At 70.4% G+C, this 13353-nt stretch carries 10 protein-coding genes; 4 read left to right on the top strand and 6 right to left on the bottom strand.

Going from position 1 to position 13353, the window contains the following annotated elements:
- Positions 1–130 precede the first annotated feature (130 nt).
- A complete protein-coding gene (locus tag AC07NG_RS19210; RefSeq protein WP_494595709.1) occupies positions 131–1006 on the top strand; it encodes a transglycosylase SLT domain-containing protein in 876 nt (291 codons plus the stop codon).
- Here the strand turns inward: AC07NG_RS19210 and AC07NG_RS19205 are convergent.
- Both AC07NG_RS19205 and AC07NG_RS19200 read right to left on the bottom strand, forming a co-directional pair.
- Positions 1003–2169 (bottom strand): CaiB/BaiF CoA transferase family protein, encoded by a 1167-nt coding sequence (locus AC07NG_RS19205; RefSeq protein ID WP_494595707.1) that lies wholly within the window; start codon positions 2167–2169, stop codon positions 1003–1005. The two genes, AC07NG_RS19210 and AC07NG_RS19205, sit on opposite strands and share 4 nt — an antisense overlap.
- A gap of 68 nt (positions 2170–2237) precedes the next feature.
- Positions 2238–4046: an ATP-binding protein gene (locus AC07NG_RS19200; RefSeq protein ID WP_494595706.1), complete on the bottom strand. Its 1809-nt coding sequence runs from the start codon at positions 4044–4046 to the stop codon at positions 2238–2240.
- 158 nt (positions 4047–4204) lie between these two features.
- On the opposite strand from AC07NG_RS19200, the gene spbR reads away from it, so the two are divergent.
- Entirely contained in the window at positions 4205–5338 is a 1134-nt protein-coding gene (gene spbR, locus AC07NG_RS19195) for a pole-localized protein SpbR (protein ID WP_492857477.1), read from the top strand.
- Positions 5339–6310: 972 nt separating this feature from the next.
- Here the strand turns inward: spbR and AC07NG_RS19190 are convergent.
- Genes AC07NG_RS19190 through AC07NG_RS19175 form a run of 4 tightly spaced genes read right to left on the bottom strand, consistent with a single transcriptional unit; the run spans position 6311 to position 9820 of the window.
- Complete coding sequence (locus tag AC07NG_RS19190; RefSeq protein WP_494595705.1) at positions 6311–6958, bottom strand: ABC-type transport auxiliary lipoprotein family protein; 648 nt, start codon at positions 6956–6958, stop codon at positions 6311–6313.
- On the bottom strand, positions 6955–7893 hold the full coding sequence (locus tag AC07NG_RS19185) for an MlaD family protein (protein WP_110121203.1): 939 nt from the start codon (positions 7891–7893) through the stop codon (positions 6955–6957). Before AC07NG_RS19185 ends, AC07NG_RS19190 begins: the two co-directional genes overlap by 4 nt.
- Entirely contained in the window at positions 7893–8708 is an 816-nt protein-coding gene (locus AC07NG_RS19180; RefSeq protein ID WP_487291709.1) for an ABC transporter ATP-binding protein, read from the bottom strand. The genes AC07NG_RS19185 and AC07NG_RS19180 overlap by 1 nt, the downstream gene beginning before the upstream one ends.
- Complete coding sequence (locus AC07NG_RS19175) at positions 8705–9820, bottom strand: MlaE family ABC transporter permease (RefSeq protein WP_492855872.1); 1116 nt, start codon at positions 9818–9820, stop codon at positions 8705–8707. Before AC07NG_RS19175 ends, AC07NG_RS19180 begins: the two co-directional genes overlap by 4 nt.
- 284 nt (positions 9821–10104) lie before the next feature.
- Between AC07NG_RS19175 and AC07NG_RS19170 the strand changes: the two genes are divergently transcribed.
- Positions 10105–11565: a glucan biosynthesis protein G gene (locus tag AC07NG_RS19170; RefSeq protein WP_494595703.1), complete on the top strand. Its 1461-nt coding sequence runs from the start codon at positions 10105–10107 to the stop codon at positions 11563–11565.
- 169 nt (positions 11566–11734) lie between these two features.
- Positions 11735–13279 (top strand): globin-coupled sensor protein, encoded by a 1545-nt coding sequence (locus tag AC07NG_RS19165; RefSeq protein ID WP_494595701.1) that lies wholly within the window; start codon positions 11735–11737, stop codon positions 13277–13279.
- Positions 13280–13353: the final 74 nt, after the last annotated feature.

The raw sequence follows: 13353 nt of genomic DNA, 5'->3' as shown, positions 1-13353 counted from the left end.
AACAGATAAAATTACGATCGTGATATTTTGTCGCCAGGCGTAAGGTCCGGGTGCGACCGGAGCGCGCAGGGGCGGGGTCGTTAAACGTGGTTAAGGCCGCATTAACCATGCTCGTTCAGATATTCGGGGCATGGCCGTCCAATCCATCCGCAACGTCGTTGAATCGGCGATCCAGCGCGCTTCCAGCGCGACGGGGGTGGATTTCACGTTCCTGATGGGCACGGCCAAGCGCGAGAGCGGCTACAACCCCGCCGCCAAGGCCCGCACCTCCTCGGCCTCGGGCCTGTTCCAGTTCGTCGACCAGACCTGGCTGGCCACGCTGAAGAAGCACGGCGCCAAGTACGGCTACGCCCGCTACGCCGACCTGATCCAGCAGGGCTCGGACGGCAAGTACCGGGTGGCCGGCGACGAGGCCCGCAAGGCCGTGCTGGGCCTCAAGCTCGATCCGCACGCCGCTTCGCTGATGGCCGGCGAGCTGGCTTCGGACCACGCCTCCTACCTGCGCGGCCGGGTCGGCCGCTCGCCGACCTCGGGCGAGCTCTACGCCGCCCACTTTTTGGGCCCGCAGGGCTCGGCGCGGCTGATCGAGGCCGCCAACAACAATCCCGGCGCCAGCGCCGCCTCGATGTTCCCCGAGGCCGCGGCCGCCAACCGTTCGATCTTCTACCGCGACGGCCGCGCCGCCACGGTGAGCGAGGTCTACGCCAACCTGACCAAGACCGCCGGCGGTGGCGGCGCGGTCTCCGCGCCGGCCGCGCGCGAGAGCCAGGCCGACGACGGCGAGGGCTTCCTGCAGTACGCCACCGGCCGCCGGATGGACCGCATCCAGCAGCAGCAGGCGGTGGTCGATCTGGTGCTGCGCGGCTCGCAGGGCTTCGACGGCGCCTTCGGGGCCGGCAAGAGCGAAGGCAGCAGCACGAGCCGCGTGGCCAACAGCCTGTTCTCGGCCGAGATGCTGCGCATGCTGTCGGACGCCAACGTCGGCTCGAGCGGCAAGGCGCGCTAAGCGCCCATCTCCCTGATCTCTTCCTCCGAATAGCCGAGCTCCGCCAGCACGGCCGCCGTGTCGGCGCCGAGCGCCGGGGCGGGGGTGCGGGCGTGTTCTTCGATCCCCGGGAAACGGGCCGGGGCGGCGGGCGAGCGGACGCCGGCGGTCGTCTCGACGAAGCAGCCGGCGGCCAGGGCCTGCGGGTCCTCGACCAGGTCGCGCGGGGTCTGCCAGGGCGCCCAGGTGATGTCGCCTTCGTCGAGGGCGGCGGCGGCGGTCTGGTAGTCCATCGATCCGAAGGCCGCGTCGAGGATGTCGACCAGGGCGGTGGTGTTTTCGCGCCGGGCGCGGGCGCCGGAGAAGCGCGGATCGTCGACCAGTTCGGGCCGGCCGACGGCGGCGGCGATGCGCGGCCAGTCAGTCGCGCCCTGGCGAGCCAGCAGGCAGATCCAGCGGCCGTCCCGGGTCTGGAAGAAGTTGGCCAGGGGCTGGACCGCTTCGCGGCGCGGACGGGTCGAGGCCAGCTTGCCGAAGTGCAGCTGGATGGCGAGGTCGGAGCCGATCGCGTAGGCGCCGGTGCGCAGCAGCGAGGTCTCGACCAGCCGGCCGACGCCGGTCCGGTGACGCTCGTGCACGGCGGCCAAGATCGCCGAGACCGTGGCCAGCGAGGTCACGTGGTCGCCCATGCCGGTGCGGATCGGGAAGGGCTCGGCGCCCTTGGGCGCGGTCAGGGCCCCAACCCCGGCGCGGGACCAGAAGGCGGCGACGTCCATGCCCGGCTTGTCGGCGTCGGGGCCGGTGAGGCCGTAGCCGGTCAGGCTGCAGTAGATCAGGCGCGGGAAGGCGCTCAGCAGGGTCTCGTGGTCCAGGCCCGCCCGGCGCAGGGCGGCGGGGCGGACGTTGGTCAGGAAGATGTCGGCCGTGGCGACGAGGCGTTTCAGGGCCTCCGCCCCGGCGGGGCTGCGGATGTCGAGCACGACCGAGCGCTTGCCGCGGTTGTCGAGCTCGAAGATCGGGTTGGCGGCCTGGTCGGCGCCGATGGTCTCGAAGAAGCGCCGCATCGGGTCGCCCTCCGGCGACTCGACCTTGACCACGTCGGCGCCCCAGTCGGCCATGATCCCCGCCGCGCCGGGGGCGGCGATGTAGGTGGCCAGTTCGACGACCTTGAGGTCCCGCAGCATCCGCTTCCTCCCGCTTTTTTTCTCGTTGCGGGCAGGATGGGCGTTCAAACGCTCGTTGGAAAGCCTTCTCAGGCCGCGCCGCGAACCCCTTCGCCGCGTGGCTGGCGGGTGAGGGCGGCGGCGTCGGCCACGGCGCGGGCCACGCCCGCCACGCTGACGGGCTTTCGCAGTACGGTGTCGGCGCCGGCCTCGGTGCACTCGCGGGCCTCGTCGGCGTCGCCGCCGATCACGGCGATGATCGGCATGTGGCCGTTGGCGCCGGGCAGGGCGCGGATCTCGGCGGCGGTCTCCGGACCGTCCAGCACCGGCATGCGGCCGTCGAGCATCAGCAGGTCGAACTCGCAGACCTTGGCCAGATCGACGGCGCGGCGGCCGTTCTGGGCGTGGACGACCTGGTGGCCCAGCTGCTCGAGGATGGCGCGCAGCATGGCGGCGTTGAGGGCGTCGTCCTCGGCGATCAGCACGCGCAGGCTGCGCTGGACGTCGGGGGCCTGATCGGCGGCGGCCAGGGTCTCCTCGACCGGCTCCTGCGGGCAGGGGACGGCGACGTCGTAGGGCAGCAGCAGGGTGAAGCAGCTGCCGACGCCCAGGGCGCTGCTGGTCTCCAGCGCGCCGCCCATCAGCTTGGCCAGCTGGCGCGACAGGGACAGGCCAAGGCCCGCGCCGTTGACGCCGGCGCCGGTGCGCTCGACGCGGCGGAAGGGCTCGAAGGCCTGTTCCAGTTCTTCGGCCGACAGGCCGGGGCCGGTGTCGGCGACCTCGATGGCGATGCGGTCGCCGCGCGGCTCGATCCGCACCTCGACCCGGCCGCGGACGGTGTATTTCACCGCGTTGCCGACGAGGTTGGCGATGATCTGGCGCGTGCGCATCGGATCGGCGACGGCGGCGCCGAGGAGGCGGGCCTCCAGCGTCGGATCGACGTGAACGGCCAGCTCCAGCCCCTTGGCCAGGGCGTGGGGGCGTTCCAGCAAGGCCAGGTCGCGGACCAGGCGGACGGGCTCGAAGGCCTGGCGCTCGACGGCCAGGCGGCCGGCCTCGGCGGTCTCGGCGTCGAGCGTGGCGTTCAGAACCGCGATCAGGTCCTGGGCGGCGTCGAGGGCGGCGTTCAGCTGCTCGCGCGACGGCGCGGCGCGGCCGCCCTTGCCGGCGGCGGCGGCCAGCACGTGGGTGACGCCGGTCAGGCCGTTGCGGATCTCGTGGCTGAGGGTGGCGACTATGTCGGACTTCGAGCGGGCGGTGCGCTCGGCGGCCTCCAGCACGCGCAGGCGCTCCTCGATCAGGGCCTCGTGGGCGACGGCCAGGGCGTGCTGGCGGCGCAGCATGCGGTTGAAGATCATGGCCATGGCCATGGCGAGCGCCAGGCCGCCCCAGGCCATGACGCCGGCCGAGCGGCTTTCGGGCCGGCTGAAGAGGGCGACCAGCGGACCGGCGGCGGCCACGGGGGCGACGACCATCAGGCAGGGCAGCACGGGGGCGGCGAAGAAGATGCAGACCATGCCGGCGGCGGCGGCCAGCAGCAGCAGGGTCTCGCGGGCCGGACCGGCGCCTTCCGCGAAGGCCGACATCTGCACGACGGCCAGCGCCCACAGCAGGCCGCCCGCGACCTGAAGCCGCATGCGGCGGGTCAGATCCTCGGCCTCCGGGGTCCTGAGCCAGTTGGTGACGCCATAGAACACGCCCCAGTTGATGGCGAAGACCGCGAAGGTCATCGTCATCCACAGGGCGTTGGCCGCGTGCGATCCCGCCCAGACGAAGAACGGCAGGCTTACGGCGAAGATGGCCAGGGCGTAGGGCAGCAACGCTCTCTGCACGCCGAGGGCGAGCGCGGTGTCGGCCCCGGGCCTGGTCAGGTCTTGGGTTCGGCGCTCGGCGAGCAAGAATCGGATCCTCGGACAGTCAGGGGAGGACGCTATGCGCTCACGGTTTGCGGCTGGTTACGGGGTATCGTTAATCGGGGAGGTGTCCAGGGCAAACAATCGTTAACGCTAACCGTCACATTGTTTGATTCGACGTTCATTCGCAGAAGGCCAGGCCCATGGCCACGACCCGCGCCGCGCTCACCACCGACGACATCCGCATGCTCGTGAAGGGCGCGACGCCTGACGAGCGCGCGCTGGCCGCCCACAAGCTGTGCCGCAAGATCGACCGCGCCGAACTGAGCGAGGACGAGCGCCTCCAGGCCCAGGACATCCTGCGGGTCATGGCCGCCGACGCCGCCGAGCTGGTGCGCCGCGCCCTCGCCGTGACGCTGAAGACCTCGCCGCTGCTGCCGCCGGACGTCGCCAACCGTCTGGCCCGCGACGTCGAGAGCGTGTCGCTGCCGGTGATCAGCTTCTCGCCGGTGTTCAACGACAACGACCTGGCCGAGATCATCCGCCTGGGCGGCCCCGTGCGCCAGATGGCCATCGCCCGCCGGCCCAAGCTGTCGAGCAAGGTCACCGGCCTGCTGGTCGACCAGGCGCCGGAAGACGTCGTGGCCGCCGCCTGCGCCAACGACAACGCCCGCTTCTCGGACATGGCCCTGCAGAAGGCCCTGGACCGCTTCGCCAAGTCGGAGACCGTGCTCAAGGCCGTGGCCTACCGCTCGGTGCTGCCGCTGTCGGTGACCGAGCGCCTGATCGACATGGTCGGCGACCAGCTGCGCGAGCACATCCTCGACAACCACGCCCTCTCGGCCGAGCGGGCGCTGGAGATCATCGTCGGCGCCAAGGAGCGGGCGACGATCGACCTGGTGGACCAGGCCGGCCGCACCGCCGACCCGCAGGCCTTCGCCGCCCACCTGCACCGCGCGGGCCGGCTGACGCCGTCGCTGCTGCTGCGGGCCGTGGCCCAGGGCCACATGACCTTCTTCGAGTGGGGTCTCTCCGAACTGGCCGGGGTTCCGCATCACCGCACCTGGCTGATGGTGCACGACGCCGGGGCCCTGGGCCTGAAGGCCGTCTACGAGCGGGCCGGCCTGCCGTCGCGCCTGTTCCCGGCCTTCCGCGCCGGGGTCGACGCCTATCACGGCGTGGAATTCGACGGCCGCCCCGGCGAGCGCGAACGCTTCCAGGAGCATATGCTGCAGCGGTTCCTGACCTCGTCCCAGGCCGTTTCGCGCGAAGAGCACGACTACCTCCTCGACAAGCTGGACCGCCTGGCTGGCTTCAAGGCCCGCGCGGCGGGGTAGGGCGTCCTTCTCCCCTTGCGGGAGAAGGTGGCGGCCGTTCCCGAGGAACCTCCCCCCGTGGGGGAGGCGATCGCGTAGCGATCGGAGGGGGAGTTGGTGCGGGATCGGCCGACGCCTCGAAAGCTGAAAACGTCCCCCCACCGGCCTTCGGCCGCCTCCCCCACAGGGGGAGGTTCCTGGACGCACGACTTCTCGATCTCACGCGCGATTGCGCTGAGTTGATGAAGGAGAGCGGAGCGCCCGGGCTACGCCCGGAGGTGTGTAGACAGTTACCGTTTCGACGAAGCCCGTGCGCTCCGCGCGGTCGTTTGGCTGCCGGCTTCCCGGGCGGCGGCGCTCTTAACGCCTTACCAGGACCATCCGCCGGGTTTCCCGTTTGGACGGCGACGAGGAGAGGGGTGCTCTGTAATCCTCGCCCAAGCCGACGGCGGGCGGGCCTGGCCAGCGCCAGGTCCCCGGACGCGACGGATCTTCCCAATCCGCCCCAGTCCCGCTCGATCGCATCCCGCCGCCGCATGGTCGCTGGCCGCGCGCCCCTTCGGTGCGGCGAGACCCAGTGATTATGCGGGTGGTTTGAGCGCGTCTGATCCAGGGCGGTGAGAAAGTTGTAAGGGTTTGGATTGGTTGGGTTTTGGTCCGCCCTCAACGGGGATTGGCAGCGCTCTATCCCCGTCCGCGATCCTTCTCCCCTTGCGGGAGAAGGTGGCGGCCGAAGGCCGACGGATGAGGGGTCTCTCAAATGTGAGACGCTTCGCCCGGCCTAACCGCCGCACGCGGCTTAGAGTTCTGAGAGACCCCTCACCCGACCCTGCTCCGCAGGGCCACCCTCTCCCGCAAGGGGAGAGGGAACGGAAAAGCCTGGGTCCCCGCTTTCGCGGGGATTTTACGGGGGAGGGGAAGGCCTGCGCTTCGGAAGCTGAAAACGGCCCCCCTCCGTCGCTCCGCGACACCTCCCCCAGAGGGGGAGGATTTCTATTCCGCCGGCAAACCCGCGCCGGCCGCGTTGATCCAGCCGACGATGTCGCCGATGACTTTCGCGTTGGCCTGGTCGAAGGCGGCGACGATGGCGCCGACGCGGTTGTCGGCGGCTTTCACCCTGGCTTCGAACAGCTGGTCGCCGACCAGGGCGCGGTCGCCGGTGCGGTTGATGACGCCGCGCACCTGGACGACGATTTCGGGGGGGGCCTTGGGGCCGTTCACATAGGCGGCCTCGAAGGCGCGGACCTCGAGCCGGACCACCATCTGGGCCTTGGCCACCTCGCCGCGGCCGATCAGGCGGGCGCGGCCGGGATCGGCGTCGAAGGCCCGGGCGATCGCCTCGTCGAACTGCACGCTGGCCGGGGCGATCCAGCGGGCGTCGGCGACATAGGCCGCCTCGCCGCCGGGGCTGGTGGTCAGGATGCGGTCGCCGGCCGAGGGGCGGGTGAAGACCGTGGGGGCCTTGAGCACGCCGAACATCGCGCCGGGCGGACCCTTGGCCGCCGCCGGAGGCGTGGTTCCGAAGCGGTACATGCCGGACGGCTTGGCCTTGGGGAACACGCTGATGCAGGCCGAGAGGCTGAGCGCCAGGCCGAGGGCCGCCGCGCCGGCGACCAGGGTCTTGATCCGGAATGCGCTCACGGCTTGATCTCCACTTCCTTGGCCGGGGCCTTGCCCACCAGGCCGCGCGGGTTCTGCTCCACCTCGCCGACCAGGCGGTCGAGCGATTCGGCGGCCGACTGCAGGGTGACGATGGCCGAGGACAGCTGCGGCAGGCCGGTGGAGGCGAAGTCGCTGGTCGGGCCTTCCAGGTTGCTGACCATGGTCCGCACGTCCTTGGCGGCCGCCTTGATCTCGTCGGCGGCCGCGCCGAGGTCCTTGATCGCCTTGCGGCCGTCGCCGTCGACCACGCCCTGGGTCGAGCGCGACAGGTTGGCGATCTCCTGGGCCGTCGTGTCGATGCTCTGCAGCGCCTTCTGGGCGTCGGCGATGATTTCCTTGCGCTCGCGCAGTTCGGCGGTGACCGACTGGACGTCGGACAGGCTGGCGCTGAAGGTCTTGATGTTGCGGTCGGACAGCACGCGGTTGACGCGGTCCAGGGCCTCGATCGTGCGGGTCAGCACCGTGCCGCCGCCTTCCAGCAGGTCGGAGAGGGCGCTGCGCTGGCTGCGGATGATCGGGATGTCGCCCTTCTTCACCGTTTCCTTCAGCAGCGGCTTGGTCGAGGTGCCGGCGGTCAGCTGGATGTAGTTGACGCCGGTGATGCCCTGCGGCTCCAGCGTGGCGTAGCTGTCGACGCGCACCGGCACGTCGGAGGTCAGGCGGGTGTGGGCGATGACGCGGTTGGGGTCGGCCTTGTCGAGCTCGATCTTGGTGACCTCGCCGACCTTGATGCCGTTGAAGTGCACCTCGCCGCCTTCAGACAGGCCGCGCACCGCCCCGACGAACAGCACGTCGTAGAGGTCGTAGTCCTTGTTGAACTGCAGCTTGGCCAGCCAGACCACGAACACCACCAGACCCATGAACAGGATCAGGCAGGCCGCGCCGACGAGGGCGTAGTTGGCGTTTCTTTCCATCAGCGGCTCCTCGCCGTAGCGCCTTTCCCGGCCGCGCGTCCGCGCGGGCCGAGGAAGTATTCCTGAATCCAGGGGTGGTCGGAGTGTTCGAGTTCCTCGACGGGGGCCTGGGCGATCACCTGCTTGTCGGCCAGGACGGCGACGCGGTCGGTGATGGCGTAGAGGCTGTCGAGGTCGTGGGTGATCATGAAGACGGTCAGGTCGAGGCTGTCGGACAGGTCCTTGATCAGCTCGTCGAAGGCCGCCGCGCCGATCGGGTCGAGGCCGGCGGTGGGCTCGTCCAGGAACAGCAGTTCGGGATCGAGCGCCAGGGCCCGGGCCAGGCCCGCGCGCTTGCGCATGCCGCCCGACAGTTCGGCCGGCTTCAGCGAGCCGGCGCGGGCGGGCAGGCCGGTCAGGGCGATCTTCAGGTCGGCCAGTTCGAGGATCTCGCTCTTGGGCAGGCGGGTGTGCTCGAACAGCGGGGCGGCGACGTTCTCGCGCACGGTCAGGTTCGAGAACAGCGCGCCCTGCTGGAACAGCACGCCCCAGCGGCGCTCCAGCGCCGTCCACTTGCGGCGCGAGGCCTCCTGCATGTCCTCGCCGAACAGGCGGATGACGCCGCCGTCGGGGGCCTTCAGGCCGATGATGCTGTTGAGCAGCACCGACTTGCCGGTGCCCGAGCCGCCGACCACGCCCAGCACCTCGCCGCGCTCGACGGTGAGATCGAGGTTGTCGTGCACGGTGTTGTCGCCGAAGCGCGAGACCAGGCCGTCGACCTGGATCGGCGGCGCGGCCTCTTCCGGTTTGGTCGCTTGAGCGTGAGCGGCGGTCATATGTCGAGCTCCATGTAGAGCAGGGCGAAGACCGCATCGATCAGGATGATGGCGAAGATGGCGTGGACCACGGCGGCGGTGACCCGGCGGCCCAGCGACTCGACGTCGTTGCCGACCTCCATGCCCTGGCGGCAGCCGATGGCGGCGATGACCATGGCCATGACCGGGGCCTTGGACATGCCGATCCAGAAGTGGGTGGCGCCGACATAGTCGGTCATCCGCTGCAGGAAGAAGCTGGGCGAGAGGTCCAGCACCACCCAGACCACGACGATGCCGCCGGCCAGACCCGCCAGGGTGGCCACGAAGGTCAGCAGCGGGATGGTCAGCAGCAGGGCCGCGAAGCGGGGCAGGACCAGGGCCTCGTAGGGATCGACGCCGATCACCTGCATGGCGTCGATCTCCTGGTTCATCTTCATCGAGCCGATCTCGGCCGCGAAGCTGGAGGCCGAGCGGCCGGCCAGGAGGATGGCGGTGATCAGGATGTTGAACTCGCGCAGCACCGACACGCCGATCAGCTCGACGCTGAACACCTGGGCGCCGAAGTCGGTCAGGAGGTTGGCGCCCAGCAGGGCGACGACCGCGCCGATGAAGAAGGTGGTGGTGGCCACGATCGGCATGGCGTCCAGGCCCGCGCGCTCGGACAGGGAGATGATCGGGGCCCAGCGGATCTTGCGCGGATTGACGATGCAGCGGCCGATGGCCGTCAGCAGGTGGCCCAGGAACACCAGCGTGCCGTAGCCGTCATGCAGCAGGTCGAACAGGCCGCGGCCGATGCGGTCGAGCAGGGCGACGAAGCCGTGCAGGCGGTTGTCGGGCGGGCACTCGACCTGGATGGCGTCGCCGACCAGCTCCAGCAGGCGCAGGGTCTGCTTGCGGGCCTTGATGTTCCCGGCCGTCAGGCGGCCGTCGGCGGCGCGGATGATGGCGTAGGCGCCGGCCGTGTCGCAGCGGCTCATGCCGGTGAGGTCGAGGTGGAACTTGTCCGAACCCTTCATCGCCTCGGCAAGGCGCAGGCCCGCGTCGGCCATGCCGCGCGCCGTCCAGTCCCCGGACAGGACGACCGACTTGCCGTCGTCCTTGTCTTCCAGGGTGAATTCCGCCCGTACGCCCATATACCGCGCTGATCCCTAGGTTGCTGACTCAGCCTAACAGGGACTGCGCCGCCGGCTCAAACGCGTCAAGGCGCAGCTTGTTGCGTCGTAATCGTGGCGCGGCCCGGATGATCGGTCTTGCAGCTTTATGCGGCGCCGCCGCAATGGCGCCGTCAAACCGCGTTAATTCGCTGTACGGTTCGTAGCGCCGAAGCGGCGCGCGGCATAGAAGGGGCCGCATGGAATTCGGTACGTTTAGCCGTCGCGGCGCGCTCGGCGCGCTGTCTCTAGGAGCTCTGGTCGCCATGCTCCCCCGTCTTGCCGCAGCGCAAACCGATACGGGATCGGCCGGCGAGCCGTTCTCGCCGGACATCCTGCGCGACATGGCGCAAAGCCTGGCCAAGAAACCCTACCGCGCCCCGGCCACGGGCGGGAACAAGGGCCTGGCCGGCCTGTCCTACGACGACTATTTCCGCATCCGCTTTAGGGCCGAGCATGCCCTGTGGGCCGATCGCCAGCCGCCGTTCCGCGCCGAGTTCTTTCCGCCGGCCTATCTCTATCCGCGCGTCTTCCCGATTCATGAGGTCGAGGACGGGGTCGCGCGGCCGGTGCAGTTCGATCCGGAGATGTTCGACGTGCCCGGCGAGCACGCGGGTGCGGCCAAGGCCATCGGCGGCTTCTCGGGCCTGCGCCTGCTGTGGCCGCTGAACCGGGCCGACAAGCTGGACGAGATCGCCGTCTTCCAGGGCGCGAGCTATTTCCGCAGCCTGGGCCGCGACCAGTTCTACGGCCTGTCCTCACGGGGCCTGGCCATCGGCGCAGGCGAGCCCAACGAGGAGTTCCCCAGCTTCGAGCGCTTCTGGCTGGAACGGCCGGCCGACGACGCCGAGACCGTCACCGTCCACGCCCTGATGGACAGCCCCAGCTGCACGGGCGCCTACAGCTTCCTGATCCGGCCCGGCCAGTCGGTGGTGTTCGACGTCACCGCCACGATCTTCCCGCGCGTGCGGATGACCAGGATGGGCGTGGCCGCCCAGAGCAGCATGTTCCTGTTCAACGTCTCGGACGGGCCGCGCGGCGACGACTTCCGCACGGCCGTGCACGACAGCGACGGCCTCGCCATGCTGACCGGGACCGGCGAGCAGATCTGGCGGCCGCTGACCAACCCGACCGCCCACCGCCTGTCGTACTTCCAGGACGAGAACCCCAAGGGCTTTGGCCTCGTGCAGCGCGCCCGGCGGCTGGAGGACTACGGCGACCTGGAAGCCCGCTACGACCTGCGTCCCAGCCTGTGGGTCGAGCCGCTCGGCGCCTGGGGCAAGGGCGCGGTGGTGCTGGCCGAACTGGCCACCCGCAAGGAGAGCGACGACAACATCGCCGTCTTCTGGCGGCCGGACGCCCCTTGGGAGGCCGGCTCGCGCGTCGATCTCTCCTACCGCCTGCATTGGGGCCGCGAGCGGATCGGCGACGGGGAGGCCAGGGTGGTGCGCACCCGCACCGGCGCCGACGCCCAGGCGGGCCTGCGGATGTTCACCATCGACCTCTCCGGCCCGATGCTGGCCGACGGGCTGGACGGGGTGAAGCTGCAGATCGAGGCCAAGGGCGGCCAGACCACCTGGAGCAACATCACGCCCTATCCGCGCGAGGCCACGGTGCGGGCCGCCTTCGGCCTCAAGCCGACGGCCAGCCAGGCCGAGCTCAGCCTGCGTCTGGTGCGCGGCGACACCCCGATCTCGGAGACCTGGCGCTACCTCTGGATGGCGTGAGCGCCGGCCGGGAAACTGGCCCGAAAGCGACCTTCCGCCACACCCCGCGCAAGCTTTAACGGCTCGACAGGCGGTCATTTGCGGCTGGGCCGCCCGGGTTTCAATCTTGGTTAATGAATTGCCGTCACGGCTCTCCTGACCAGGATTTTCAGTGACTCGGGGTGACGGCATGAGCGCGCAGAACCAGCTCGACCAGCGCATGAGCTTCATGCGGTTCGACCACAAGGACCGCGCCGCCCTGCGCGCGGCCAAGCCGCTGATCGACGCCGAGATCAACGGGGCGCTCGACGCCTTCTACAGCCAGGTCCGGGCCTTCCCTGAGACCCGCAAGATGTTCTCCAACGAAGCGCACATCGGCAGCGCCCAGACCCGCCAGTCCTCGCACTGGCGCCGCCTGGCGACCGCCGAATACGGCGCCGACTACCAGCAGGACGTCGCCCGCATCGGCAAGGCCCACGCCGTCATCGGCCTGGAGCCGCGCTGGTACATCGGCGGCTACGCCCTGGTGGCCGAGAAGCTGATCCGCGCCATGGTCGAAAAGCGCGCCAAGGGCCTGTTCGCCAGCGCCAAGAACGACGCCGAACTGGCCGACGGCCTGGTGGCCCTGAGCAAGGCCGTCATGCTCGACATGGACCTGGCGATCTCGACCTATCTGGAGCTGCTGCAGGACGAGCGCGACCAGCTGGAGGCCGAGCGCGCCAGCGCCGAGCAGCGCCAGGCCGACGCCGTGCGCGCCGTGGGCGACGCCCTCTCGCGCCTGGCGGCCGGCGACCTGTCGGCCCGCGTCGACGGCGCTCTGTCGCCCGAGTTCGTCAGCCTGAAGTCCGACTTCGACCAGGCCGCCGCCGCTCTGGCCGAAGCCATGGGCGCGGTCGACCGCGCCACCCGCGGCATCCGCTCGGGCGCCGACGAGATCGCCTCGGCCGCCGACGACCTGGCCCTGCGCAGCGAGCAGCAGGCCGCCACCCTGGAACAGACCGCCGCCGCCGTCGAACAGCTGACCTCGACCGTCGCCAAGACCGCCCAGAGCGCCCGCGAGGTCTCCACGCGCGTCGGCGAGGCCGCCACCGAGGCCCAGCGCTCGGGCGCCGTGGTCACCCGCGCCGCCGAGGCCATGAGCCAGATCGAAAGCTCGTCCAACCAGGTCAACCACATCCTGGGCGTGATCGACGAGATCGCCTTCCAGACCAACCTTCTGGCCCTCAACGCCGGCGTCGAAGCCGCCCGGGCCGGCGACGCGGGCAAGGGCTTCGCGGTCGTGGCCCAGGAAGTCCGCGCCCTGGCCCAGCGCTCGGCCGACGCCGCCAAGGAGATCAAGAGCCTGATCTCCGACTCCAGCCGCCAGGTCGGCGAGGGCGTCGAGCTGGTCCGCCAGACCGGCGACGCCCTGCGCGGCATCGTCGACAAGGTCGGCGCCATCGACAGCCTGGTCAACGAGATCGCCGCCTCGGCCAACGAACAGGCCACGGCCCTCAACGAGGTCAACAGCGCCGTCGGCCAGCTCGACCAGGTCACCCAGCGCAACACCGCCATGGCCCAACGCTCCACCGACGCCACCCGCGCCCTGCGCGCCGAAGCGGCGGACCTCGCCAACCACGTCGGCGGGTTCCGGATCGGGTCGCACGCCGCGCCGACGCAGCGCTACGCCGAGCCGGAGCACCCGGTGCACGCGGCGAGGGCCAAGGTTGCCGCGTTCGCGCGACCGGGGCGGTGAGGGCGGTTCTTCCAGCTCTGAGGTTTTGAGAGGGGCGCGGCCGTGGAGGCCGCGCCTTTTTCTTTGGGGCACGC

The organism is Caulobacter sp. GW821-FHT10C03, from assembly GCF_059415485.1.
Note: the sequence above shows the minus strand (reverse complement) of the source record. Positions and strands in the feature narration are given on the sequence as shown.

What these genes read in the sequence shown, in the direction of transcription:
- AC07NG_RS19210 (WP_494595709.1), top strand. Translation starts at nt 131, where the DNA reads ATGGCCGTCCAATCCATCCGCAACGTCGTTGAATCGGCGATCCAGCGC.
- AC07NG_RS19205 (WP_494595707.1), bottom strand. Translation starts at nt 2,169, where the DNA reads ATGCTGCGGGACCTCAAGGTCGTCGAACTGGCCACCTACATCGCCGCC.
- spbR (WP_492857477.1), top strand. Translation starts at nt 4,205, where the DNA reads ATGGCCACGACCCGCGCCGCGCTCACCACCGACGACATCCGCATGCTC.
- AC07NG_RS19185 (WP_110121203.1), bottom strand. Translation starts at nt 7,893, where the DNA reads ATGGAAAGAAACGCCAACTACGCCCTCGTCGGCGCGGCCTGCCTGATC.
- AC07NG_RS19180 (WP_487291709.1), bottom strand. Translation starts at nt 8,708, where the DNA reads ATGACCGCCGCTCACGCTCAAGCGACCAAACCGGAAGAGGCCGCGCCG.
- AC07NG_RS19175 (WP_492855872.1), bottom strand. Translation starts at nt 9,820, where the DNA reads ATGGGCGTACGGGCGGAATTCACCCTGGAAGACAAGGACGACGGCAAG.
- AC07NG_RS19170 (WP_494595703.1), top strand. Translation starts at nt 10,105, where the DNA reads ATGCTCCCCCGTCTTGCCGCAGCGCAAACCGATACGGGATCGGCCGGC.
- AC07NG_RS19165 (WP_494595701.1), top strand. Translation starts at nt 11,735, where the DNA reads ATGAGCGCGCAGAACCAGCTCGACCAGCGCATGAGCTTCATGCGGTTC.